The 23,677-nt window shown below is 64.6% G+C and carries 21 protein-coding genes; 9 read left to right on the top strand and 12 right to left on the bottom strand.

Annotation, left to right across the window (positions count from 1 at the left end; all coding sequences use genetic code 11):
* Positions 1-67: 67 nt before the first annotated feature.
* The 4 genes from XH84_RS26535 (at position 68) to XH84_RS26520 (ending at position 4,801) form a co-directional block, all read left to right on the top strand.
* Positions 68-1,996, top strand: coding sequence for a potassium transporter Kup (locus XH84_RS26535; protein WP_128922433.1), 1,929 nt, complete (start codon positions 68-70; stop codon positions 1,994-1,996).
* 158 nt (positions 1,997-2,154) lie between these two features.
* Entirely contained in the window at positions 2,155-2,481 is a 327-nt protein-coding gene (locus XH84_RS26530) for a rhodanese-like domain-containing protein (RefSeq protein ID WP_128925005.1), read from the top strand.
* Between the two features lie 8 nt (positions 2,482-2,489).
* Positions 2,490-3,671, top strand: a complete 1,182-nt coding sequence (locus XH84_RS26525; RefSeq protein ID WP_128922431.1) for an aminotransferase — start codon at positions 2,490-2,492, stop codon at positions 3,669-3,671.
* A 2-nt stretch (positions 3,672-3,673) separates the two neighbouring features.
* Positions 3,674-4,801 carry a polyamine ABC transporter substrate-binding protein gene (locus tag XH84_RS26520; RefSeq protein WP_128922430.1) on the top strand — a complete coding sequence of 376 codons (1,128 nt, stop codon included), beginning with the start codon at positions 3,674-3,676 and terminating at the stop codon, positions 4,799-4,801.
* A gap of 135 nt (positions 4,802-4,936) precedes the next feature.
* On the opposite strand, the gene XH84_RS26515 is transcribed toward XH84_RS26520, so the two are convergent.
* The 6 genes from XH84_RS26515 to XH84_RS26490 form a co-directional block, all read right to left on the bottom strand.
* Entirely contained in the window at positions 4,937-5,869 is a 933-nt protein-coding gene (locus tag XH84_RS26515; RefSeq protein WP_128922429.1) for a lipid A biosynthesis lauroyl acyltransferase, read from the bottom strand.
* Between the two features lie 8 nt (positions 5,870-5,877).
* Entirely contained in the window at positions 5,878-7,155 is a 1,278-nt protein-coding gene (locus XH84_RS26510) for a beta-ketoacyl-ACP synthase (RefSeq protein WP_128922428.1), read from the bottom strand.
* 18 nt (positions 7,156-7,173) lie between these two features.
* Complete coding sequence (locus XH84_RS26505; protein WP_128922427.1) at positions 7,174-8,379, bottom strand: beta-ketoacyl-ACP synthase; 1,206 nt, start codon at positions 8,377-8,379, stop codon at positions 7,174-7,176.
* Positions 8,376-8,846 carry a 3-hydroxyacyl-ACP dehydratase FabZ family protein gene (locus XH84_RS26500; RefSeq protein ID WP_128922426.1) on the bottom strand — a complete coding sequence of 157 codons (471 nt, stop codon included), beginning with the start codon at positions 8,844-8,846 and terminating at the stop codon, positions 8,376-8,378. Before XH84_RS26500 ends, XH84_RS26505 begins: the two co-directional genes overlap by 4 nt.
* A gap of 10 nt (positions 8,847-8,856) precedes the next feature.
* The gene (locus tag XH84_RS26495; protein ID WP_007592476.1) at positions 8,857-9,144 is read right to left on the bottom strand and encodes an acyl carrier protein; all 288 of its coding nucleotides are present in this window, start codon (positions 9,142-9,144) and stop codon (positions 8,857-8,859) included.
* A gap of 220 nt (positions 9,145-9,364) precedes the next feature.
* On the bottom strand, positions 9,365-9,706 hold the full coding sequence (locus tag XH84_RS26490) for a hypothetical protein (protein ID WP_128948512.1): 342 nt from the start codon (positions 9,704-9,706) through the stop codon (positions 9,365-9,367).
* A gap of 338 nt (positions 9,707-10,044) precedes the next feature.
* Between XH84_RS26490 and XH84_RS26485 the strand changes: the two genes are divergently transcribed.
* Positions 10,045-10,674, top strand: coding sequence for a ParB-like protein (locus tag XH84_RS26485; RefSeq protein ID WP_128948511.1), 630 nt, complete (start codon positions 10,045-10,047; stop codon positions 10,672-10,674).
* A 13-nt stretch (positions 10,675-10,687) separates the two neighbouring features.
* On the opposite strand, the gene XH84_RS40050 is transcribed toward XH84_RS26485, so the two are convergent.
* Positions 10,688-10,843, bottom strand: a complete 156-nt coding sequence (locus tag XH84_RS40050; RefSeq protein ID WP_164936630.1) for a hypothetical protein — start codon at positions 10,841-10,843, stop codon at positions 10,688-10,690.
* Between the two features lie 274 nt (positions 10,844-11,117).
* On the opposite strand from XH84_RS40050, the gene XH84_RS40045 reads away from it, so the two are divergent.
* Entirely contained in the window at positions 11,118-11,261 is a 144-nt protein-coding gene (locus XH84_RS40045) for a hypothetical protein (protein ID WP_164936629.1), read from the top strand.
* A 33-nt stretch (positions 11,262-11,294) separates the two neighbouring features.
* Here XH84_RS40045 and XH84_RS26480 read toward each other — a convergent pair whose 3' ends face one another.
* Positions 11,295-12,245: a hypothetical protein gene (locus XH84_RS26480; protein WP_128922423.1), complete on the bottom strand. Its 951-nt coding sequence runs from the start codon at positions 12,243-12,245 to the stop codon at positions 11,295-11,297.
* A gap of 416 nt (positions 12,246-12,661) precedes the next feature.
* Here XH84_RS26480 and XH84_RS40040 point away from each other — a divergent pair, with 416 nt between their 5' ends.
* Together XH84_RS40040 and XH84_RS26475 are read left to right on the top strand one after the other, a co-directional pair.
* On the top strand, positions 12,662-12,829 hold the full coding sequence (locus XH84_RS40040) for a hypothetical protein (RefSeq protein ID WP_164936628.1): 168 nt from the start codon (positions 12,662-12,664) through the stop codon (positions 12,827-12,829).
* Complete coding sequence (locus XH84_RS26475; protein WP_128922422.1) at positions 12,826-15,390, top strand: cation-translocating P-type ATPase; 2,565 nt, start codon at positions 12,826-12,828, stop codon at positions 15,388-15,390. Before XH84_RS40040 ends, XH84_RS26475 begins: the two co-directional genes overlap by 4 nt.
* On the opposite strand, the gene XH84_RS26470 is transcribed toward XH84_RS26475, so the two are convergent.
* Together XH84_RS26470 and XH84_RS26465 are read right to left on the bottom strand one after the other, a co-directional pair.
* Positions 15,387-15,890, bottom strand: a complete 504-nt coding sequence (locus XH84_RS26470; protein WP_128922421.1) for an MgtC/SapB family protein — start codon at positions 15,888-15,890, stop codon at positions 15,387-15,389. The two genes, XH84_RS26475 and XH84_RS26470, sit on opposite strands and share 4 nt — an antisense overlap.
* 334 nt (positions 15,891-16,224) lie before the next feature.
* Positions 16,225-17,964 (bottom strand): ATP-binding protein, encoded by a 1,740-nt coding sequence (locus tag XH84_RS26465; RefSeq protein ID WP_128922420.1) that lies wholly within the window; start codon positions 17,962-17,964, stop codon positions 16,225-16,227.
* A 438-nt stretch (positions 17,965-18,402) separates the two neighbouring features.
* On the opposite strand from XH84_RS26465, the gene XH84_RS26460 reads away from it, so the two are divergent.
* Positions 18,403-19,371 carry a catechol 2,3-dioxygenase gene (locus tag XH84_RS26460; protein ID WP_128922419.1) on the top strand — a complete coding sequence of 323 codons (969 nt, stop codon included), beginning with the start codon at positions 18,403-18,405 and terminating at the stop codon, positions 19,369-19,371.
* Positions 19,372-19,581: 210 nt separating this feature from the next.
* Here the strand turns inward: XH84_RS26460 and XH84_RS26455 are convergent, their stop codons facing one another.
* Entirely contained in the window at positions 19,582-23,103 is a 3,522-nt protein-coding gene (locus XH84_RS26455) for a molybdopterin cofactor-binding domain-containing protein (protein ID WP_128922418.1), read from the bottom strand.
* The gene (locus XH84_RS26450) at positions 23,103-23,585 is read right to left on the bottom strand and encodes a (2Fe-2S)-binding protein (RefSeq protein ID WP_128922417.1); all 483 of its coding nucleotides are present in this window, start codon (positions 23,583-23,585) and stop codon (positions 23,103-23,105) included. Before XH84_RS26450 ends, XH84_RS26455 begins: the two co-directional genes overlap by 1 nt.
* Positions 23,586-23,677: the final 92 nt, after the last annotated feature.

Raw genomic sequence — 23,677 nt, 5'->3', positions numbered from 1 at the left:
GACTATAAGCCCGCGCGCTCTTCCGCCATTGTGCAGTGAAGCATTCTTAGAGGCCACTGGCTCTCCCATGACAAGCGACGTAGCAGTTCCCGCCCCGGAAACGGCGGCGGCCAGTGGGCATGGCGACGCCCACACCACGGCCGGCTTCGGCGCGCTGACGCTCGGCAGCATCGGCGTTGTCTATGGCGACATCGGCACCAGCCCGCTCTACGCGTTCCGCGAGGCGGTGACGGCGGCCTCGGGCGCTGAGGGCGTCGCCTCACCGGCGGCCGTGCTCGGCGTGCTCTCCCTGATCCTGTGGGCGCTCATCGTCGTGGTGACGCTCAAATACGTCGTGATCCTGCTCCGTGCCGACAACAATGGCGAGGGCGGCACGCTCGCGCTGATGGCGCTGGCCCAGCGCGCGGTCGGAACCGGCGGGGCCACCATCGTCCTGCTCGGCATCATCTCCGGTGCGCTGTTCTATGGCGATGCCGTCATCACGCCCGCGCTCTCGGTGCTGTCTGCGATCGAAGGCATGAAGGATGTCACCCTGACATTCGAGCCTTACGTCGTGCCGCTGACCGTGGTGATCCTGGTCTGCCTGTTCGCCGTGCAGTCGCGCGGCACTGCCCGCGTCGCCGCCTTCTTCGGCCCGATCATGTGCGTCTGGTTCGCAGTCCTTGCGATGGTGGCGATCCATCCGATCATCCAGCATCCACAAGTGCTGTACGCGCTGAACCCGCTCTACGCCGTGTCGTTCATGCTCCATCACGGCGTCATCGGCTTCGTCACGCTGGGCGCGGTGTTCCTGGCGGTCACCGGCGCCGAGGCGCTCTATGCGGACCTCGGCCATTTCGGCAAGCGGCCGATCCAGACCGCCTGGCTGTTCATCGTGCTGCCGTCGCTGGCGTTGAACTATCTGGGGCAGGGGGCCCTCGTCCTCGGCAATCCCGGCGCGATCGAGAGTCCGTTCTTCCAATTGTTTCCGCAAGGCTGGGTCCGTGGCGGCATGGTCGTGCTTGCCACCGCCGCGACCGTCATCGCCAGCCAGGCCGTCATCACCGGCGCCTACTCACTGACGCGCCAGGCGATCCAGCTCGGCCTGCTGCCCCGCTTCGAAATTCGCCATACGTCGGAAGCCCATTCCGGCCAGATATTCATTCCGCGGATCAACCAGCTGCTGCTGATCGCGGTGGTGCTGCTGGTGCTGCTGTTCCGCTCCTCGAGCGCGCTGGCCTCGGCCTACGGCATCTCCGTTACCGGGACCATGGTGGTCACGGCGATGATGGGCTTCGTCGTGATCTGGAAGGTCTGGCGGTGGTCGCCGGTTGCGGCCGCAGCCCTGATAGCGCCCTTCCTCTTCCTCGACCTCACCTTCCTGGCCGCCAACCTGCTCAAGGTGTTCGAGGGCGGCTGGGTGCCGCTTGCGCTCGGCGCGATCATGATCATCCTGATGTACACGTGGCGCCGCGGCAGCCGCCTCTTGTTCGAGAAGTCGCGCAAGCTCGAGTTCCCGCTGGCCGACCTCGTGGCGATGCTGGAGAAGCGGCCGCCGCAGCGCGTACCCGGCACCGCCGTGTTCCTGACCTCGGACCCGCTCAGCGCGCCGACGGCGCTGATGCATAGTCTGAAGCACTACAAGGTGCTGCACGAGAAGAATGTCATTCTCACCATCGAGACGGCGCAGACCCCGCGGATCAATCCGACCGAGCGCGTCAGACTGGAGCAGATCTCACCGACCTTCTCCAAGGTGACGCTCAAGTTCGGCTTCATGGAATCGCCCAACGTGCCGAAGGCGCTGGCGATCGCCCGCAAGCTCGGCTGGCAGTTCGATATCATGTCGACCTCGTTCTTCCTGTCGCGCCGGGCACTGAAACCCGCCGCCCATTCGGGCATGCCGCGCTGGCAGGACCGGCTGTTCATCTCGCTCAGCCGCTCCGCCAACGATGCCACGGACTATTTCCAGATCCCGAGCGGCCGCGTGGTCGAAGTCGGCACCCAGGTGGCGATCTAGGCGGCCAAACCAAGGCCGCACTTCAAGTCGCTGCGATTTAGCTTTAACTTGCGCCGCGCGGCTCAAGCCTTTGTAGCGCTTGATTTTCGTCTCCCGAGAGGCGAGGTTGCCGCCGGCCGGGGCGCCCCGGCATGAGCCCCGCGACGTTGGAGGATGATGTGGCAAACCAGGTACAGGATCTGACCCCGGACGAGGTCTCCAAAGGTGTCGCGGAAGGACGCTATCTGCTGGTCGACGTTCGCGAGCCGAACGAGGTGCAAGCCGAGGCCTATCCTTACGGCGTCGTGGTGCCGCTTTCGACCTTCGATCCCAAGGCGATCCCCGATCCCCAGGGCAAGCAGGTCGTGTTTGCCTGCCGCTCGGGCAAACGCTCGGTGACGGCCTCGCTCGCGGCGCAGGCGGCGGGGCTGCCGTACGACAAGCATCTGGCCGGCGGCATGCTCGGTTGGAAGGCGGCGGGTCTTCCCAGCAAGGTCGGTGGCTGATCGGGCCGATGACAACCAAGAGCTCCTCGCTGAACAAGGTCTTCGCCGACCTTCCCGTCACCATCTTCGAGGCGATGTCGCAGGCCGCGCGCGACAACAATGCGATCAATCTCGGCCAGGGCTTCCCCGACGATCCCGGCCCGGAGGACATCCGCCGCGCCGCGGCCGAGGCCTCGCTGAACGGCTACAACCAGTACCCGTCGATGATGGGCCTGCCGGAGCTGCGCCAGGCGATCGCGACCCATTACGGCCATTGGCACGGCCTCAAGCTCGATCCGATGAGCGAGGTGATGGTGACCTCCGGCGGCACCGAGGCGCTGACATCGGCCATCCTCGCGGTGGTCCAGCCCGGCGACGAGGTGGTGTGCTTCCAGCCGGTCTATGATTCCTATTTGCCGATCATCCGCCAGGCCGGCGGTATTCCGCGCCTCGTCCGGCTCGAGCCGCCGCACTGGCGGCTGAATGAGGACATGCTGAAAAGCGTCTTCAATTCAAAGACCAAGGCGGTGCTGTTCAACAATCCCTTGAATCCGTCCGCGGTGGTCTATCCGCGCGAGGACCTCGAGCTGCTTGCACGCTATTGCCAGGAGTTCGACGTCATCGCGATCTGCGACGAGGTCTGGGAGCACGTCACCTTCGACGAGCACAAGCACATCCCGCTGATCACCATCCCCGGCATGCGCGAGCGCACCATCAAGGTCGGCTCGGCCGGCAAGATCTTCTCGCTGACGGGCTGGAAGATCGGCTTCGTCTGCGCCGCGCCGCCGCTGCTCCGTGTCGCCGCCAAGGTGCACCAGTTCCTGACCTTCACCACCGCGCCGAACCTGCAGGCCGCCGTGGCCTACGGCCTCGGCAAGTCCGACGATTACTTCCTGTCGATGCGCAAGGATTTGACGCGGAGCAGGGACCGCCTGACCAAGGGGCTCGAAAGCCTCGGCTTCCCCGTGCTGAAGTCGCAAGGCACCTACTTCCTCACCGTGGACCTGTCGCCGCTCGGGCTCAACGAGAGCGACACCGAGTTCTGTTGGCGCATCGTTAGGGATTATAAGGTCGCGGCGATCCCGGTCTCGGCGTTCTACGAGCAGGATCCGGTGACCTCGGTGGTTCGCTTCTGCTTTGCCAAGAAGGATGAGACTCTCGACACCGCGCTGGAGCGGCTGTCGGACGCGGTGCGCGGACGCAAGAGGTAGCGATGACGAAGGTCGGCCGCTTGAGGCTTTGCTTTTCCTGGCTTTGCCTTGGTTTTGCAATCGCCGCAGCGCTGACGTTGCTCATCGCCCCCGCAGGGGCCGAGCAGCGGGTCGTCAACTTCTACAACTGGTCCAACTATATGGCGCCGGATGTCCTGGAGGGCTTCACCAAGGAGACCGGCATCAAGGTCGTCTACGACACCTTTGATGCCAACGAGACGCTGGAGACGCGCCTGATGGCCGGCAGGTCCGGCTACGACGTCGTGGTGCCCACCGCCTATTTCCTGCAGCGCCAGATCAAGGCCAACATTTTCCAGAAGCTCGACAAGTCGAAGCTGCCGAACTTGGCCAATGCCTGGCCGGTGGTGACGCAGCGCCTCGGCATCTACGATCCCGGCAACGTCTACGCCGCCAACTACATGTGGGGCACGACGGGCATCGGTTACAACGTCGCCAAGGTGAAGCAGATCCTTGGGGCCGATGCCGAGATCGACAGCTGGGACATCGTCTTCAAGCCGGAGAACCTGGCAAAATTTAGAGATTGCGGCGTGCACATGCTCGATTCCGCCGACGACATCTTTCCGGCAGCGCTGAACTATCTCGGGCTCGATCCGAACTCGACCAAGCAGGCCGACCTGGAGAAGGCCGCCGATGTGGTCGCAAAAGTCCGCCCGTCCGTGCGCAAGTTCCACTCGTCCGAATACTTGAGCGCGCTCGCCACCGGCGAGATCTGCTTCGTGGTCGGCTGGTCCGGCGACATCATGCAGGCCCGCGCCCGCGCCGCCGAAGCCAAGAGCGGCATCGAGATCGGCTACGCCATTCCGAAGGAGGGTGCGCAGATGTTCTTCGACAATCTCGCGATCCCGGCGGACGCCAAGAACGTCAAGGAAGCCTACGAGCTGATCAACTATCTCTACCGTCCGGACGTTGCCGCCAAGAACTCGGACTTCCTGTCCTACGCTAACGGCAACCTCGCCAGCCAGAAGCTGGTCGATCCGAAGATCCTGAACGACAAGAACATCTATCCGGACGAGGCGACGCTCGCAAAATTGTTCGTCATCACGGCGCGGGAGCCGGCGACGCAGCGCATCATCAATAGGCTTTGGACCAAGGTGAAGACGGGAAGGTAGAGGGGTCGCACTTCGTCATTGCGAGCGAAGCGAAGCAATCCAGAATCTCTCCGCGGCGGCACTCTGGATTGCTTCGTCGCTTCAGCGCAAAATTGCTACGCAATTTTGTCGCGAGCTCCTCGCAATGACGACGAGCTACCGCCACCTGCGATGCAGCCACAGCCATTGCTCGGGATGCTCGCGCACCCAGCTCTCGACCACATTGGTGACCGCCTGCGTCGTGCCCTGGATGTCGATCCTGCCGTCCGCATCGCGCACCGGGGGGATCTCTTCGGTGAGCTCGGCGCGGAAGCGAAAGCCGGGCAGGCGGATGATGCGTACGCCGTGGATCGGGCATTCGACCTGGCGGAGCAGGCGCGCCAGCATCGGATTGGCGCGGGTCTTGCGGCCGAAGAAGCTGACCTCGACGCCGCCGGTCAGGTACTGGTCGATCAACATCGCGACGTGCTTGCCGTCCTTCAGCGCCTGCGCGAGCCGCAGCGGCGCGTCGCGGCCGGCGGGGATCAGCGTGCCCATGTTGACCTGGCGCATTTCCTGAATGATGCGGTCGGCGGAGGCGATGTTGGGGCGGCGGTAGAGGATCGCGGTGTCCAGCCCATGCGCGACCGCGGCGAGCGCCGGCAATTCCCAGTTGGCCAGATGCGCTGCGAAGATCAAAGCCGGTTTGCCGTCGTCGCGGATGCGGTCGAACCGTTCGACGCTGCTCTGGGGCAGTTCGATCCGGCTGTTTTCCGGATGGGCACGGTCGTAATCCCAGACGTGGTCCATATGGGCGAATTCGGCACCGACGCGACCGAGATTGTCCCACACGCCCATCAGGATGTCTTCGATCTCTTCCGGCGACTTCTCGGGGAAGGCCGCAGTGAGATTGGCGCGGCCGATGCGGTGCTCGCGCAGACGCCGCCCGATCAGCTTGGTCGCACGTGCGAAGAAGTCCGAGGTCTTGACCGGATCGAAATAGCGTGTCGTGCGCAGCATACCGACCGTGGCCGCGCCGATCAGGCTGCCGCTGATCGATTTGGCTGCATTCCGCGCGCGAATCTTCGTGCTGATAGGAATCAGCGCCATGCGTCCGGTCAGGCCGGTTCGCGGGTCAGGATCAGCGAGGCGTTCTGGCCGCCGAAGCCGAAAGAGTTCGACATCACGGCGGTGACGCGAGCATCCCGCGCCTTGTTGCCGACGACGTCGAACAGGATCGTGGGATCCGGAGTGTCGTAATTGATCGTCGGCGGAATGCGCTGATGCTCGAGCGTGAGCAGCGAGAAAATCGCCTCGACTGCGCCGGCGGCCGAGATGGTGTGGCCCACCATCGACTTGTTGGAGGTGACCGGAATCTTCTGCAGGAGCTCGCCGAACACGGCCGACGTCGTGTTGTACTCCATCTTGTCGTTCTCGGGCGTCGCGGTGCCGTGCGCGTTGATGTGGTCGATCTGGTCCGTCGTCATGCCGGCATCGGCCAGCGTCTTGTTCATGCAGCCGATGATCGGCTTGCCGTCGGGCGAGGAGCGGGTGCGATGGAAGGAATCGGTGAGCTCGCCGCAGCCGGCGATCACGCCGAGGATCTTTGCGCCACGCGCGGTGGCGGCTTCATAGCTCTCCAGCACGAGCGCGCCGGCGCCCTCGGCCATGACAAAGCCATCGCGGTTCTTGGAGAAGGGGCGGGAGGCCGCTTGCGGCGGATCGTTCTGGGTCGACAGCGCCGAGAGCAGCGAGAAGCGCACCATGGCTTCAGGATTGACCGTGCCGTCGGTCGCGACGCACAGCGCGGCGTCGGTCTCGCCGCGGCGGATGGCCTCGACGCCGAGCTGGATCGAGGTGGCTCCGGACGCGCAGGCCGTCGACAGCGAGATCGGCGAGCCCTTGGTGCCGAAGGTTTCGGCGAGGTGGGCCGCCACCGAGCCGAACATGAAGCGGTGGTGATAGGCGGCGTACTTGCCGCCGCCGGAGATGCGCAGCAAATCGTCATAGGTGAAGTCGGGCTTGCCGACGGCGCGGCCGAGCTCGCGGCGCTGCGGCCATTCCACCTCGACCGGCGCGACCGCGAGGAAAAGGGGACCCGGGAAATCTGCCTTCGCGCCGATGCCGGCCTGCTCGAGCGCTTCCTGCGTCACCAATTCAGCCATGCGCTCGGACAGGCCGGTGGAGGAAAACGGATCGACGCTGACGAAATCGACAGTGCCGGCCATCGTGGTCTTCAGGCCGTCGACCGGAAAGCGGGTGATGGTGCGGATACCGGATTCGCCGGCAACGAGCTTCGCCCAATTGTCGGCCTTGCCGGCACCGAGCGAGGTCATGATGCCCATGCCGGTGACGACGACGACGGGCCGCCCGAGTTTGTCGCGTGGTGCAGTCATGTCGATCCCCCGGGTGAGCTAGCTAACCGCCTCGACCAGCGCCATGCCTTCGCCGCGCCAGTGTCCGGCTCCCACCACCACAATCTGGGTGGGGGCTCCCTGCATTTCAATCTCGGTGCCCGTGGAATCGTTCGGCGGGAACAGCGCACCACGCGAGATCGACAGCGCGGCGAGTGCGATGCCAAGCGGGAATTGCGTCTCCATGGTATGGCCGAACATCGTGCCGGTCGAGCGCACCGGGAAGTCGGCATGGCCCTTCAGGAAGCCGCGCTCTTCGCTGGTCGCCGGCTCCGCGCCGGTCGCCCCCGTGATGATGGCGCCCTTGCCCTCGCGCTTAGGCAGCTTGGCCCAGAGCTTTTCCAGCGTGACGGCCATGTCGCCGGGCTGCTTGCGCCGGGCGAGGTCGGCGACGACGCTCGACAATCTTGCGAACGGCTTTGCGCCGCGCGCCTGCGCATGCGCCTTCGACTCCAGCACCAGGAAGGCGCCGGCCGAGCCGAGCGCGAAGCCGGCGTGGTCCTTGCGCGCCCACACCGGCGCAAACTTGTCCTTCAGGTTGAAGTCTCCGAATTCATAGAGGACCATCAGGTCCTTGCGCTCGCCGTTGTGCGAGCCACCAACGAGGGCAATGTCGCTCTCGCCCGAGGCGATGCGCGCCAGCGCGATGCGGGCGGCATCGGCGCCCGCCACCTCTTCGCCCATGAAGGTGCGCGAGGTGCCGCCAAGACCGTGCACGATGGCGATGTTGCCGGCGAGCAGGTTGGAAAGCTGCGCCAGGAACAAGGTCGGGCGCAAATCGCTCATCAGCCGTTCGTTGAGGAAACCGGGCGCGTTCGCCCCCTTGGCCTCGGCCGTCAAGACGCCGGTGTCGACGTTGAGGTCGCGCTCGCCGCCGCCCGCGGCCACCACCATGTCGATCTTCGACAGGATGTCCTTGTTGCCCTTGATCCCGGCGGAATCGAGCGCAAGGCCGGCAGCATAGGTGCCGATGCGCTGCCAGGCTTCCATCTGGCGCTGGTCGCCCTTCTTCGGGATCTGGGCGTCGAAGCTGACCGGCATCAAGGGATGCACGATGTAGGGCGCAAAGCCCTTCTCGTCGACATTGATGCGCTTCTCCTGAAGCGCGGCCCAATTGGCCTCGAGGCCCTCGCCGAGCGAGGTCGCAAGGCCAATGCCAGTGATCCAGACTTCGGTCTGGCCGGGCTTCGAAGCAGTGTCAGTCATGGCGATACGGCCTGTTGCGGAAAGCCGACACGCTCGGCGACTTTCGCCATGTAACCGCGCATATCCGCATTGGGGAAGGGAATCAGTGTGAAGGTCAGCGCTGAATTCGCGCGCAGCTTGCCGCCGACCCTGATCTTGGCTTCGGTCATGGCATAGCCGGAGCCTTCATGGGTGAGGCTCGCCTCGATGCTCATGAGATCGCCGGGGAAGACCGAGCCGCGGACCTTGGCCTCCTTCACGGCGGCAAGGATCGGCATGCGTTCGAACTTGAACACGCCGAGCTGGAGCCAGCCCGAGGCCTGCGCCATCGATTCGATCAGGAGCACGCCGGGCATCAAGGGGTAACCCGGGAAGTGCCCCTCGAAGATGGTGCTCTCCTTCGGGACCTGGGCTTCGACGACAATCGTCTTCTCGTCGACCTTGAGGTCGACGATGCGATCGATCATGTGGAAGTATTCGAGTTGCATGGTCGCGCGCTTACGCGCTCGCGCCCTTGGCCGCAACCAGTTCGTCGATGCGGGCGCACAGGTTCTTCAGCACGAAATACTGTTCGGTGGTCGCCTTGCCGTCGTTGACCTCCTGGGTCCACTTTTCCAGCGGCAGCTTGATGCCGAACTGCTTGTCGATCGCGAACGCGATGTCCAGGAAATCAAGGCTGTCGATGCCGAGATCATCGATGGCATGGCTATCCGGCGTGATCGTGTCGCGCGGGATGTCGCAGGTTTCAGCGATGATCGTGGCGACCTGATCGAATGTGGAAGACATCACTAAGCCTTTGATATATTGCGGGTATTTTTCAGATTATCCAGAGTGGCACGGTGGGTGGGCATCGCGCCCCCGATGACGCCCTCAACCCCCCTCTGGCCGGGTCGAGAGCCCGTATATCGGAGCGCCGCCCCGAGTTCAATGGAGCCGGGCAGGCGAGGAGACGGGGCTGGGGATGCCCGCCGGAGCCTCTTCCGCCGGGCCTGGCGGCGAATCGGGCCTAGATATGCGGCGTCGTGATCTTGACGCAGTCGCGGCGGCCCATCAGCACGCAATCCTGGGTCCGACGCAGGTCGGCAGTGCTGACCGCGAGCCAAATTCCGATTGCGGTCAACGCGATGGTGAAGGCCAGCGCCGCGATGTTGGCGAGCATGCGGTGACGGAAATCGTCCGGCTCGGCGCGGGGTTGCTCGTAGCGTGACAGGTCGAGCGGTTCGGGCGCGACGCGCAACGGCTGCACGGTACCGCTGCCGCGGTGGACCGCCGGGGAAGGCGAGGTGCGCGGCCTGAACTGGAGCACCCGGTGCTCGTCGTCAGAGCTTATGGGCCGCCGGGTCGTCATAGGGTAGGGATCACTCCGAAGCAGCGGTTTTAGATAGCACACGTGATGAACGCGTTGCAGAAAATCTTCGCAATGTCCGCGTGTAATTGTGCTCTGGCGCTATCTGTGCAAGGGGCCGGTCCGGAGCGATCGTGGAACCGGCCGTCGTGTCGACGGCAGCGCGCGAGGGTTGCGTTGCAACAACGGGCAAGCGACGGCCAAGGACTTCGCGCGTTCGTTTCCGTCTACATCGGCTTTTGATCTCGGCGTGCTTCCGAACGCGTCTTGCCCTCGCCAAGTCCATGTCATAGTCGGGGGAACCTGAACCTCAGTTGCATCCATGCGAGGGGCCCTCGACCATGACCACGACCAACGCGCGCGAGCCGAGAGTGCATCCGATCCCGATCCTGTCGCTCCGGCCGACGCAGATGACGGTCGGCATGCGCGAGGTCAAGGAGAAGCGCAAGCGCTGGCGCGAGCATGACAAGAAGAAGCAGGCCGATCTGCTCGGCAAGCACATGATCCCCGTCGTCTACGGCCCCGACGCGCGCTATTACGTGATCGACCATCATCATCTTGGCCGCGCGCTGCACGACGAAGGCGTCAAGGAGGTGCTGGTGACCATCGTCGGCGATCTCCGCATGGTCGAGCGCGAGGCGTTCTGGGGCGTGATGGACAACAAGCGCTGGGTCTACCCTTACGACGGCAAGGGCGAGCGGCGGTCGTTCCGCGATCTGCCGAAATCGATCGCCGATCTCAAGGACGATCCGTTCCGCAGCCTTGCCGGCGAAATCCGCCGCATGGGCGGCTTCGCCAAGGACACCACACCCTTCTCCGAATTCCTGTGGGCCGACTTCCTGCGCCGGAAGGTTTCGCGCAAGGTGGTGGAGGGCGATTTCGACAAGGCCCTCGAGAAGGCGATGTCCGCGGCCAAGAGCAAGGATGCGATCTATCTGCCCGGCTGGTGCGGCCCGGCGGACGAAGATTAGACGCGATCGTTCATCAATCGCGCTGGAAGATCTTGGCGCCGGGGTAGGCGCGGCGGGCGTAAGTGACCACCAGCGCGCGGTCCTGGGTGTCCAGGAAGGGCGTTCGGATCTGGCACGACCCGACGATGAGGTGCCACAGGCCATTGAGCTTCTGGATCACGATCTTCATTTGAATAGTCCTCGATGACTCCCATTCCAGCGAATGCTGCTTGTCGCTGCAGTGCTTAGGATCGTGGCCGCGGGTGTGAAATTCCCAACACCGGTCGCGCTCCGCTGCAAAAACACGTCGACCATTATTATATTAGGTAGTCGCGGCACGCGCCCAGATAAGCCGAATCTCATCACAGCCGCTTGAGCGAAATCAATTTCCGCACCCACGAAACCGTCCTGAAACAGAGCCGGCCCATCTCTATGGAGTAGTCGAGCTCACACAGGAGGCGAACATGCGCCGTCTGGTTTTCGTAATTGCCTTGCTCGCGGTTGCGTCGGCGGGAATCTCGGCATCGTTTGCCGCAGTTCACCACGCCAAGACGTTGACGTTCGCGGAGCGCTTTGCTCCGGCGCTCGAGTTGATGGCGAAGCGCTAGCGCAAAACGCCTTGCGCGCGAGAGCGGATGGCTTCAACCGGCCAGTTCGCGATCGATGTTCCGCAGCCGCACGAAGGCTGCCCAAGCCTGCGGATAGTCCTTGTCGGCGGGATCGATTGCAAGCAGCGCGCAGCGTGCTTTCCTGATCTCTTCCGACGACACACGTTTCGTCGGAGGCTCCAATGTTCTCGACTGCTCCCAGCGGGCCTCGATCTCCTTCGCAAGAGCCAAGGCTTCGGCGGCCGTCGGCTCCTGCGTTGATTTCGCCGGGCATTGGCCTGAAGGGAGCGCCGGCCATGCGACCGGCGGCCGATCGGTCTGCCAGGTGAGTTCGGTGTCGGGGGCGGCTTTCATTTGCGAAACTGAAGACCGCATCTGCGAAATTGAAGGCTGCCCTGCCGGCGCCGGTCCCGTCCCGGCCGGTCCTGTCCCCGCCGGACCCGACGGGCTTCCCGCAGCCGATGCGACTGCTGCTGTCTGCGCGGCCAGTTGGCCAAGCTGTTGCTCCATCGTCCCGCCGCTGGATTGGGGGATGACCTTCCCGACGGCCTTGGCCACCGCCAGCGCGCCGGGCGCTATCGGCGTTTGTTGTTCGGCAGTCCTGACGTCGGTTGCGATTGGGCACGATTTGTATGGAAAGTGTTGGGAGGTGATCCGGCCGTCGTCGTCGACCCGGGCGAAGTCGCTGGCGACGGTGTAAACGAACGCGGCATCGATCGCGTGGCCAGCCCTGTTCTTCGCGTTCACGGCGCCGCATACGTATCTCGCAGCGTCTGCCTCGACCGTTCGCAGGCCGCTGAAGTGAGCTGAACGTGGCTCGAGGAGCATGCGAGAGACCGCCGCTCGGGCCTTGCGATGCTCAGATTGAAACAGGCTCCATATTTCATCGGAATTGACGATGTCGGGCTGGTAGTTCCACATGTAGCCAGCCCCGAAGAATGCTGCGCCGACGCACGTCGCAATGATGGATGCTCGCAGGTTCATGAGATGGCGCCCTTTGGCAGGCACGACTCGTCCGCGTCTCCGTCCATGGTCTTGACGGAAACTTGTGGAGGTTGCGCCGACGTGTTTGTGCTAGTTATGAGCGAGGCTCTTAACAAAACGTATGCGATTGTGGATTCATTTTGGTTCCCGTCAGGCGGGAACTTTATTTCCCGCCGCGGCGTCATTTCGCATGCGTGTCACGCGCCCATCGTCGGCCGGGCCTGTCGTGGATATCTCATGAAGCAAGCGGCGGCGTTCTCGGGATCAGCGACATCGCGTCCCAGGCACGGTTTGACATTCCGCAAGTACGTGTCGGTGCTGGCCGGTACTGTCCTCTTGCATGAATGCCGAAGAGCGTTGCGCCCCGATGTCGAGGGCGAGGTGGGCTTCAGGTCATGCCGATCGGAGACGCGACCATGAGCATCATCTTCCGCATCCTCTTTGTCCTTGCCGGCGCGATCACCGCGCTGTTCGTCGCCCGTGATGCCCTGAACTTCACCATCATCCAGACCTTCGTCGCCGTCCTGCTCGTGACGGCCATCGTGGGGGCTGGAAGTCTCTGGAGCCTGCGGCGGAAGACGTGAGCAAGGAAGTAAGCGGCGGTTCGGCCGGGCTGAGCGAAGCCGAGGCCCGGCTGCGACTGCAACAGGACGGTTACAACGAACTGCCTCGGCCCGAACGGCGCACTCCGCTGCGCATCGTTCTCGAGGTGTTGCGCGAGCCGATGCTCGCACTCCTTCTTTTCGGCGGGCTGATTTACCTCCTGCTCGGCGACCTCCGCGAGGCGCTGCTGCTGCTGGCATTCGGTGCCATCTCCGTCGTGATCACGATCGTGCAGGAAACCCGCACCGAACGCGTGCTGGAAGCGCTGCGAGAGCTGACCAGTCCGCGAGCGCTCGTAGTCAGGGACGGGGAGCGGCAGCGGATCGCGGGCCGGGACGTCGTCCGTGGCGATCTTCTCGTCCTGGCCGAAGGCGATCGGGTTCCGGCAGATGCGTTGCTCGTCAGCACGCGCGATCTGGCGGTCGACGAGTCGCTGCTGACCGGAGAGTCGGTCCCGGTGCGCAAGCAGGCCCCCAAGATGGCGGCTCCCGAAGCCGCTTTGGCCGAGCATCGCCCGGGCGGCGACGATCAGCCTTTCGTGTATTCGGGCTCACTGGTGGTGCGGGGCGAGGGCTTGGCCGAGGTCGAGGCCACCGGCCCTCGCAGCGAGATCGGGAAGATCGGGCTGTCGCTGCATGGCTTGCAGACAGAGCGGCCGCGGTTGCAACAACAGACCGCACGGCTGGTGCGGCTTTGCTTTCTCGGCGGCGTGGCGATCAGCCTGGCCGCGGTCCTGCTTTACGGGACATTGCGCGGGGATTGGCTGCAGGCGCTGCTCGGCGGCATCGCAATCGGCATGTCCATGTTGCCTGAGGAGTTTGCCGTCGTCCTCACGGTGTTCATGGCCATGGGCGCCTGGCGCATTTCGAAGGCGCGCGTGCTGACGCGGCGCGCTGCCGCGATCGAGGTGCTTGGCTCCGCCACGGTGCTGTGTACCGACAAGACTGGCACGCTGACGCAGAACCGGATGTCGGTTGCGGAACTGAGGCTGCGCGACGGGACGAGCTTGCGCATTGCCTCGTCGCAGCCTGCTCCTGTGGGCGCAGAGTTTTTCGAGCTGGCGCGTTGCAGCGTTCTGGCGAGCTCGCCGGAACCGTTCGACCCGATGGAGAAGGCCCTGCATACGTTCGTGCAGGCGAATCTGCCGAAGGCTGAGGAAGCCGGTGGCGTCCCGACCTTGATCCGCAGCTACGGCCTGCGGCCCGAGCTGCTGGCGATGACCCAGGTTTGGCGATTGCCGCGTCGGCAGGACATCTTCGCCTCGGCGAAAGGTGCCCCCGAGGCGATTGCGCGCCTCTGCAAGCTGGATGGTGCGCAGCAGGCGGCGATGCGCGATTCGGTCGCGGCTATGGCGAAGAATGGTCTTCGCGTGCTGGGCGTTGCCGCGGCGACCTGCGACGGCGAGGTCCTGCCGACTTCACAGGAAGGCTTTTCGTTTCGCTTCCTCGGTCTCGTCGGGTTGGCCGATCCGCTTCGCCTTGGCGTCCCCGAGGCGGTCGGCGAATGCCGCTCGGCCGGCATTCGCGTCGTCATGATCACGGGCGACTATCCGGCGACCGCCATGGCGATCGCCGCGCAGGCCGGGCTCGACGTCAACGAGGTCATGACCGGCGAGCAGATCAAGCTCGCGGACGACAGCGAGTTGGAGGCGCGCGTCAGGAACGTGAACGTTTTCGCGCGAGTCCTGCCGGAGCAGAAGCTGCGGATCGTTCAGGCGATGAAGCGCAACGGTGAGATCGTTGCGATGACCGGCGACGGCGTCAACGATGCGCCGTCCCTGAAGGCTGCCCATATCGGGATTGCGATGGGCGGTCGCGGCACCGATGTCGCCCGCGAGGCCTCCTCGATCGTCCTGCTCGACGACGATTTCGGCTCCATCGTTGCATCGATCCGGCTGGGGCGCCGGATCTACGACAATCTCCGCAAGGCGATGGCTTTCATCTTCGCCGTCCACGTTCCGATTGCGGGGCTTGCCCTGCTTCCCCTGGTTTTCGGGCTGCCCCTGATTCTCGGTCCCGTTCACATTGCGTTTCTGGAGCTGATCATCGACCCCGTGTGCTCGCTCGTGTTCGAAGCCGAGCGGGAGGAACGCGATGTCATGACGCGCCCGCCGCGGCGCGCCGATGCGGAGCTGTTCTCGTGGCCGTTGGTCGGCTGGAGCGTTCTTCAGGGCGCGATGGCGTTTGCATTGATCGCCGCGATCTTCGTCGTCGCGCTTCGTTCCGGCATGCCTGCCGATGAGGCGCGCGCACTCGCCTTCATTGCGCTCGTCGTCTGCGTCGTCGCGCTGGTGCTGGTCAACCGGTCCTTCAGCGCGTCGTTCTTGTCTGCCTTCTTCCGCCCGAACCCGGCATTGCTCTGGATCTTCCTGTCGATCGCGCTCGTTCTCGCCACGGCCTTGTTCTGGCCGCCGGCGTCCAGCCTGTTTCGTTTTGGTCCCCTGCACCTGGACGATCTGATGGTCACGCTCGGCACGGGACTGCTGGTGCTCACGGTGCTCGAATTGCTGAAGCCGATCTGGGCGCGGCGGTTGCGGTTCTAGCCACCGTCCTGGGAGCCCGTCTTTGTCGAAGCCTCCACCCGGTGCGAATCATCCCTGCCACCAAGCATCCGATGCAACCAGCGCTCGACGCGGCGGCCGATCGTGAGCAGAACGAAGGCAAGGGCCAGCGCGACCAGGACAATCTTCCATTGCCCGATGCCGCACGCAATGCCGAGACAGGCGGCAAGGAAGGTGCAGGCCGCGCTGGTCAGGCCGCGCACGCGAAAACGTTCGCTCTCGTGGACGATGACGCCGGCTCCGACGAAACCGATTCCGGTCAGGATGCCTTGGATCACACGGCTCGCCGCATCGGTCATCTTGCCGGGCTCGGCAAATTGGACCGCAAGCAGCACGACGGTCGCAGTGGAGAGCCCGACGATACCGAGCGTCTTCAGCCCGATCGGCTTGCCGTGCAGGTCGCGGTCCAGGCCGATCGCGCCGCCGGCGAGCGTCGCGGCTCCGAGGCGCAGCAGAATTTCGGGCCAGTCCAGTTCGGTCATGTCTTGTCCGTCACGTCTTCGGCACTCGTGCGCAGGCTTGCCACGGTTAGGAAAGCCGGCTTCGAGCGGGCAAAACATAGTCCATGCGGGCGGCCGCCTCAATGTGCCGAGGTGCCCGCCACGCACTCAGTGTCATCGCCCGACCTTGATCGGGCGATCCAGTATTCCAGAGACAGAACTGATTCAATCGAGAGGCCGCGGATTACTGGATGCCCCGGTCCCGTCTCCGCCAAGGCTACGCCGGGGCTACAAGAGTGCTCGGCACGCCGGAGCTTTGGCGAAGGCGGCAAGCCGGGGGCATGACAGCGGAATCTGTGGAAGTGGTGTCCGCGCCTTACCGCAGCGGCTTCTTCAGGAGCGAGAAGCGGTCCGGATCGAGCCCCATCGAGGGTTGCAGCAGCGGGGCCTCGACGTTGGAGAGCGTTTTGGCGGGCGGAGCCGAGAACACCGGATCGTTCGGCACGTCGCGCTGCGAGGTGGCGCCGCGCCAGCGCTCGAGCACGGCGCTGACGAAATGCATGTCGTGGCCGGAGGTGACGGACGGTACGCTCGAGATGGTGGCTTCGCCGCGCGGCAATTGATGCGGCGGCACCTCCTTGAAGCGCAAGCGGGTCGGCAGCGCGACGCCCTCGCCGAAGGCCAGCACTTCACGCGTGCCGAGGGAGGGCACGAAGGAGAGAAGGTTTGCGGCGGCGTCCGACACGGCGGCGCGCAGCAGCGTCTGGTCGCGCTCGTTGGCAAGACGCATCGTGAACAGCGTGTTGCATTGGGAGATGATGGTGGCGTCGAGCTCGGCCGGACGCTGGGTGATGAGGCCGAGATAGACGCCGTATTTGCGGCCTTCCTTGGCGATGCGCGACACAGCCTTGCGGGTTGGCCCGAAGCCGATGTTGCGGTCGGCGGAGGCGTAGCGATGCGCTTCCTCGCACACGAACAGCAGCGGCGAGACGCCGTCGCTCCACAGGCCGAAATCGAAGGCCATGCGACAGAGCACCGAGACGACGGAATCGATGACCTCGGCCGGGAAGCCGGCGAGCTGCATGACCGTCATCGGCTTGCCGTTCGCCGGGAGGCGGAACAGATGGCTGATGACTTCGGCCATGGTGTCGCCGCCGACATTGGCGTTGTCGAACATGAAGGTGTAGCGCGGGTCGTTGCGCACCGCCTCGATGCGCGAGATCAGCTTGTGATAGATGATGCGCGAGGAGCGGTTTTCCAGCTTTCCCATGCGCTCGTCGATCAGCGACATCAGGTCGACCAGGCGATAGGGCACCGGCGTGTCGACGGTGTAGCCGATCTGCTTGGGATCGATGCGCTTCAGGCCAATGCGGTCGGCGTTCTGGTACTGGGTGTAGACGCCCTTGGCGAGCGGGATCACCTCGGCCAGGATGTCGAGCTCTTCGGGCACGCCGGCGCGGCCGCCGAACAGCACGTCGACGATTTCCTCGAAATTGAACAGCCAGAACGGCAGCTTCAGGTTTCGCGGGTTGAGCACCAGCGCGCGGTCGCCGAAGCAGCGGCCATATTCGTTGTGGACGTCGAGCAGGAAGATGCGCAGGTTCGGGCGCGCCTTCAGGATCTCGTTGAGCAGCAGTGACACGCCGGTGGATTTGCCGACGCCGGTCGATCCCAGCACCGCAAAATGCTTGGACAGCATTTCCTCGACATCGACATAGGCGACGACCGAGCGGTCCTGTTGCAGGAAACCGACATTGATCTGGTCCGAGCCGGTCGGCGCGTAGATCGTGCGCAGCTCCTGGCTGGTGATCAGGTCGACAGCATCGCCGATGGTCGGATAGTTGGTGACGCCGCGCTGGAATTTCGGCTTGTCGCTGGCGTTGAGGATCTCGCCGAGCAGGTCGACCGAGGCGACCGCGATGTAGTTGTCGCTGCTCGACAAATTCTCGCAGGATACCTCGGTGATCATCGCGACGATGACCGAGCTGGCGCTGCGGATGCTGACGAAGCGGCCCACGGTCGCCCGAACTTCCGAGATGGGCATCTGGCTTTCCGCCAGCAGCCCGACCCGGGCGAGCGATCCGCGAACCGAAATCACGCGTCCAAAGGATGTCACGATCAATGAACCTGGCAAGAGCGAGGGATTTGCCCTGGACTATGCGCGGCCGTGGCTGGACAAACGGTTAAGCGGCAGGCGCGGCCGCTTCGTTAAATCCGCGACAATTCGGCCAGGAGCTTTGTTCCGATTGCCCATCTATGGGCGGAAACGGCGGGAAAATGCTGCAATTCCAGATCATTGGAGCCCAAAGAGCAAGTTTAGGAAGATTTTACCATCCGGCCGGTCAGCCCGCCGTTGGAGGAATATGGGTGTTTGTGCCGCGAACTTGATGCGGTTCAGGACAGCGTTGATTTGTTGACGAGACCTAATCATTTGTACATTAGTACAAATGAACCGGCGGCTTCAGTGCCGCCTTCGGTCGGGGCGGCGTGTTGCAGCCCTACACCCGATCGCGCGATCCGGCCCGGCGGATCGCTAGCTGTGCTGGAGGACAACATGCAGCCCGAACCGATGCTCGATCTTGCCCATCTCGGTCATATGGAGCTGCTGACTCCCAAGCCCGATGAGAGCCTGAAATTCTTCGTCGACGTCATGGGCATGACCGTCAGCGGCCAGAAGGGCGAGTCGGTCTATTTGCGCGGCTGGGACGATTACGAGCGGTATTCGCTCAAGCTCACCGCGTCGAAGACCTCGGGCATGGAGCACATGGCGCTCCGCGCGCGCAGCCAGCAGGCGCTGGAGCGGCGCGTCGCCGCGCTGAAAGGATCCGGCTTCGACATCGGCTGGATCGACGGCGACATGGGGCAGGGCCCGACCTTCCGCTGCCGCGATCCCGACGGTCACATCGTCGAGCTCTACTACGAGACCGAATGGTATCAAGCTCCGCCGGAGCTGAAGCCTGCGCTGAAGAACCAGGCGCAGCGCTTTCCCGCGCGCGGCGTCAATGTCCGCCGCCTCGACCATCTCAACTGCCTCGCCGTCGACATCAAGGCCAATCGAGAGTTCTTCGAAAATTACCTCGGCTGCCGCCTCACGGAGCAGATCGTGCTCAATGACGGCCGCGAAGCTGCGATGTGGCTGACAATGTCGAACAAGAGCTACGATTTTGCCTATTCGCTCGACCATTCCGGCGTGCCGGGCCGCTTCCACCACGTCACCTACGCGCTCGACAGCCGCGAGGAGATTCTTCGTGCGGCCGACATCTTCCTGGAGAACGGCATCCACATCGAGACCGGACCGCACAAGCACGCGATTCAGCAGACCTTCTTCCTCTACGTCTACGAGCCCGGCGGCAACCGCGTCGAGGTCGCCAATGCCGGCGCGCGCCTCATTCTCGCGCCCGACTGGAAGCCGATCGTGTGGACCGAGGAGGAGCGCAAGAAAGGCCAGGCCTGGGGATTGAAGACGATCGAATCCTTCCACACCCACGGCACGCCGCCGGTGGAGGCGAAGAAGCACGGCTAGAGTTAAAGCTGAGCTGGAAGAGGTATGAGCAAGCGCCTCGTCCTTCGAGACGACGCGCTTCGCGGTCTCCTCAGGATGAGGCCAAGCGGCAGCTTTGCCTTATTGAACTGCTGTCAGGCACTACGTCCTCATCCTGAGGGCCCGCCGCAGGCGGGCGTCTCGAAGGATGGCCGCAGGCGAGCTTTCAGCCACGCCTTCCTTCGTCTTACCTCAGTGCGCCGACGCGCGCACCCGCGCGATCGTTTCGCGCACGCCGGTCCAGGCCGGCTTGTCCGGCGCGAACTGTCTGCGCAGGAAGGTAACGAGCTCCTCGATTTGCGCATCGCTCATGCTGTTCCTGAACGCCGGCATGTAGCCGAGATCGCTCGTTACAGGTTCGGCAATACCGTGCAGGATCACCTGCACGAGATTGTCCGACGTCGCGCTATGCAGATTGCTGTTGAGTGCGAGCGAAGGACGGCTGCCGAACAGCGGCAGGCCTCCGACCTCGTGGCAGACGGCGCAGGCGCCCTGATAGAGCCGCGCACCGGTGGAAGAGGCGACGGTGACCTGCGTTGCGCTCTCGAGCTTCGTTGCAAGAGCAGGCGCATCGGCCGCGGCGTCGTTGAAGGAGTTGAGATAGACCGCCATCGCACGGATGTCTTGATCGGGCAGGGCCTTGAGGTCCCTGACGACTGGCGCCATCGGGCCGGCGGCGACGCCGTGATAGCGCGAATGGCCGGTGCGCAAATAGGCGAACAGCTCGTCCTCGCTCCACGGGATCGGCGCGTGCGACAGCGAGGTCAGCGGCGGTGCCTCCCAGCCTTCGGCGAAACCGCCGGCGAGATAGGCATTGCGCTGCTCGGCGCCGAGCGCGTTGCGCGGCGAATGGCAGCCGCTGCAATGGCCGAGACCTTCGACGAGATAGGCACCGCGATTCCACGCTTCTGACTTTGCGGGATCGGACTTGAACTCGCGTGTGTGGTGGAAAAGCGCATTCCACCCGGAAAGCAGCGGCCGGAAATTGTAAGGGAAGGCGAGCTCGTTCGCCGGCGCCGTCGCGCGCACCGCAGGCTGCGCCATCAGGTAGGCATAGAGCGCCTGCATGTCGGCATCGCCAGCCTTGGCGAAATGCGTGTAGGGAAAGGCGGGATAGAGCTGCCGCCCGTCGCGATGCAGGCCGTCGCGCATCGCGCGCTCGAAGGCGGGATAGGACCAGGCGCCGATGCCGGTCTCAACGTCGGGCGTGATGTTGGTGCTGTAGATGATGCCGAACGGCGTCTCCAGCGCGCGGCCGCCGGCGTTGAGCACGCCATTGATCGTGGTGTGGCATTCCGCGCAGTTGCCGAGCGCCGCAAGTTGTTGGCCGCGTGCAATGGTTGCCGCGGAATAAACCGATGCATCCGGTCGTGCGATCGGCGCAATGGCGCGCCCCGGGAGCAGTGATGCACCGATGCCGATCGCGGCGGTGCAGACCGCCGCGACCGCGGCGAAGATGCCGGCGCGCTTCGCGAATGGATTTTCCCAGATGCGGGACGGAGGCGAGGCCGCGGGCGCGGGCAGGGGCTGCGGCATGGGCGATGTTTCACCGCGAAGCCCCTTCAGGATGCGTTCCGGTGTAAACGGCGGCTCGCGAAAGCGCACCCCGGTGGCGTCGAAGATCGCATTCGCAATCGCCGCCGCGCTCGGCACCGAGGCGGACTCGCCGACGCCGAGCGGCGGCTGATCCTGACGCGGCAGCATCAAGACGTCGATCTCCGGCACGTCGGGGAAGGGGATGATCGGATAGGCGCCCCATTCCCGCGCCGCCACGGCGCCGCGCTCGAACGAAACCTCTTCCATCAGCGCGCGGCTGGTGGACTGGATGACGTTGCCGTGGATCTGGTGGCGCACGCCGTCCGGGTTGATCATCAGGCCGGAGTCCTGGCCCGCGACCACGCGGGTCACGCTGACGTCGCCCGTCGTCTTGTTCACGGCAACGTCGGTGATCCAGGCCGACCACGCCGCGCCATAGCCGGGAAATTTGCTATGGACATAGAGCGCATAGGCAAAGCCGCGCCCATGCACGATTTCGCCGTCCTTGTCCCGCCTCACAGGGCGTGGCGTCCAGCCGGCGCGCTCGGCCACTGCATTGACGAGATCGACCGCGCGCTGGTCTTTCAGGTAGCGCAGGCGATATTCGATCGGGTCGACGCCGGCCTCGGTGGCGGCCTCGTCGATAAAAGATTCGTGCGCGAAGGTGTTCGGCAGCGCGGAGACGCCGCGAAACCAGGAGGCGCGCACGATCGGCGCCATGTCGTGGGCGACGACGCGCATGTGGTCGTAGTCATAGGGCGGGATCGCGGTGCGGTCGCCCATCTGAAGCACTACGGGATCCGGGGAAATCCGTCCCGTGAGTAGCAGGGCCAGGGTCGGGGCGGCGTTCGAGGGATAGCGCGTGGCAAGGTCGTAACCGGCAACGCCGCCGTCCGCATTCAGCCCGCCATTGACGTCGATGAGCTGCGCGGTGCCCTTGGGCTCCCAGGCGTGCTCCTGCTCGCGTGTCAACTGTACGCGGACGGGCCGGCCGACCGCGCGCGACAGCAGCAGCGCGTCGGCCGTGACGTCGTCGGCGCAGTTGCGGCCGTAGCAGCCCGCGGCCTCCAGGCGGACGACCTCGATCTCGCTCTCGGGCCGCTCGATCAGGAGCGCAAGGTCGCTGCGCAGCACGTGTGGATTCTGCGTGCCCGACCAGACCCTGATGTTGCCGTCCTGAAAATCGGCAACGGCGCAGGACGGGCCGATCGAGGCGTGCATCTGATACGGCCAGACATAAGTGCGCTGCATCGGCTTGGCCGCGCCGGCGATGGCCGCGCTGACATCGCCCTTGTCGATCAGCGTGCGCGGCGTCGATGGATTGGCGCGCAGCGCGGTCTCGACGTCGGAAAGATCGGTGAGGGTCGGCGTCGGCTTCCAGCTTACCTTGAGCTGCTCCGCCGCACGGATCGCATTCTCCTCGCGCTCGGCGACGACACCGACGAAGTCGCCGATGCGCACCACTGCCACGAGGCCGGGAACGTTGCGGACCGATGCTTCGTCGACCGCGATCAGGCTGGTGCCGACGAACGGGCCGGCATCGATACCAGAATAGGGCGGGCGCACCACGCGGCCATGCAACATGCCCGGCACGCGGATGTCATGGACGAAGGTCAGCTCGCCCATGGCCTTGGCCGGCAGGTCGACGCGCGGGACGGCTTGGCCGACGATGGCGTAATCGCCGACCGGTTTGACCGCGACATCGTCAGCAAGCTCGAGCCTGATCTCTTCGCCACCGATCAGCTCGCCGTAGCTGACGCTGCGATTATCGTGCCCGCGGACGAGGCCGTCTTCGATCCTGAGGTCAGTGGCCGGAAGTTCGAGCCGCTCGGCCGCGCGCGCGATCAGGAAGTGTCTCGCTTGCGCCGCGGCCTTGCGCAGGGGGACGGCGGTGATCTGGATGGTCTCGCTCGCGATCGTCGCGCCCTGGTTCGGCACCAAAGCGGTGTCGCCGAGCACCACGACGACGCGCGCAAAGGACACGTCGAGCTCTTCGGCGACGATCTGGCCGAGTGCCGTGCGAATGCCGGTGCCGAGATCGACATGGCCGTTATAGGCCGTGACCGATCCGTCGGCGGTGATCCGCACGAAGGTCTCGGATGTGACCTCATCCACGGTGCGGACGACGACGAGCGAGCCCGGTGAGCGCTCAGCTCCGTTCGAAACAGGGAAGGCCATCAATCCGCGGCCTCGGTGAGCTGGCCCGACGCCCGCATCACGGCGCGGAGGATTTCGACATGGGTGCCGCAACGGCAGAGATTATAGCGCAACGCCGCCAGCGCCTCCTGTTCGGTCGGTCGCGGGTTGATCGCGAGCAACGCCTTGGTGGTCATGATCATGCCGTTGAGGCAGTAGCCGCATTGCGCGGCCTGCTCGTCGATGAAGGCCTGCTGCACCACATCGGGCTTGTCGCGCGTGCCGAGCCCTTCGAGCGTCACGATGTCACGGCCGACGCAGCCGCTGACGGGAATCACGCAGGAGCGCGCTGCCGCGCCATCGATCAGGACAGTGCAGGTGCCGCATTCGCCGAGGCCGCATCCATATTTCGGGCCGTTGAGACCGAGATCGTTGCGCAGCACGTAGAGCAGCGGCGTCTCCGGCGCCGCGGCGATCTCGTGGATCCTGCCGTTCACGGTGAGGCGGATCGGTGTCTGCGTCATCCTCATTCTCAAGCTCGCGGCAATTGCTGCCAAATCTCGACCGCGACGATACCGTTTGTACACAAACGTGCAAGCCATGCATGCCGCACTGC

Source organism: Bradyrhizobium nanningense, from assembly GCF_004114535.1.
Lineage (GTDB): Bacteria > Pseudomonadota > Alphaproteobacteria > Rhizobiales > Xanthobacteraceae > Bradyrhizobium > Bradyrhizobium nanningense.
This window is presented reverse-complemented; position numbering and strand designations above follow the sequence as displayed.

Excerpts from the sequence above, each read along its gene's own strand:
- XH84_RS26525 (WP_128922431.1), top strand. The coding sequence starts at position 2,490 with ATGACAACCAAGAGCTCCTCGCTGAACAAGGTCTTCGCCGACCTTCCC.
- XH84_RS26495 (WP_007592476.1), bottom strand. The coding sequence starts at position 9,144 with ATGTCTTCCACATTCGATCAGGTCGCCACGATCATCGCTGAAACCTGC.
- XH84_RS26520 (WP_128922430.1), top strand. The coding sequence starts at position 3,674 with ATGACGAAGGTCGGCCGCTTGAGGCTTTGCTTTTCCTGGCTTTGCCTT.
- XH84_RS26470 (WP_128922421.1), bottom strand. The coding sequence starts at position 15,890 with ATGACCGAACTGGACTGGCCCGAAATTCTGCTGCGCCTCGGAGCCGCG.
- XH84_RS26510 (WP_128922428.1), bottom strand. The coding sequence starts at position 7,155 with ATGACTGCACCACGCGACAAACTCGGGCGGCCCGTCGTCGTCGTCACC.
- XH84_RS40040 (WP_164936628.1), top strand. The coding sequence starts at position 12,662 with ATGAGCATCATCTTCCGCATCCTCTTTGTCCTTGCCGGCGCGATCACC.
- XH84_RS26535 (WP_128922433.1), top strand. The coding sequence starts at position 68 with ATGACAAGCGACGTAGCAGTTCCCGCCCCGGAAACGGCGGCGGCCAGT.
- XH84_RS40045 (WP_164936629.1), top strand. The coding sequence starts at position 11,118 with ATGCGCCGTCTGGTTTTCGTAATTGCCTTGCTCGCGGTTGCGTCGGCG.
- XH84_RS26490 (WP_128948512.1), bottom strand. The coding sequence starts at position 9,706 with ATGACGACCCGGCGGCCCATAAGCTCTGACGACGAGCACCGGGTGCTC.
- XH84_RS26455 (WP_128922418.1), bottom strand. The coding sequence starts at position 23,103 with ATGGCCTTCCCTGTTTCGAACGGAGCTGAGCGCTCACCGGGCTCGCTC.
- XH84_RS26485 (WP_128948511.1), top strand. The coding sequence starts at position 10,045 with ATGACCACGACCAACGCGCGCGAGCCGAGAGTGCATCCGATCCCGATC.
- XH84_RS26500 (WP_128922426.1), bottom strand. The coding sequence starts at position 8,846 with ATGCAACTCGAATACTTCCACATGATCGATCGCATCGTCGACCTCAAG.
- XH84_RS26505 (WP_128922427.1), bottom strand. The coding sequence starts at position 8,379 with ATGACTGACACTGCTTCGAAGCCCGGCCAGACCGAAGTCTGGATCACT.
- XH84_RS40050 (WP_164936630.1), bottom strand. The coding sequence starts at position 10,843 with ATGAAGATCGTGATCCAGAAGCTCAATGGCCTGTGGCACCTCATCGTC.
- XH84_RS26480 (WP_128922423.1), bottom strand. The coding sequence starts at position 12,245 with ATGAACCTGCGAGCATCCATCATTGCGACGTGCGTCGGCGCAGCATTC.
- XH84_RS26460 (WP_128922419.1), top strand. The coding sequence starts at position 18,403 with ATGCAGCCCGAACCGATGCTCGATCTTGCCCATCTCGGTCATATGGAG.
- XH84_RS26450 (WP_128922417.1), bottom strand. The coding sequence starts at position 23,585 with ATGACGCAGACACCGATCCGCCTCACCGTGAACGGCAGGATCCACGAG.
- XH84_RS26515 (WP_128922429.1), bottom strand. The coding sequence starts at position 5,869 with ATGGCGCTGATTCCTATCAGCACGAAGATTCGCGCGCGGAATGCAGCC.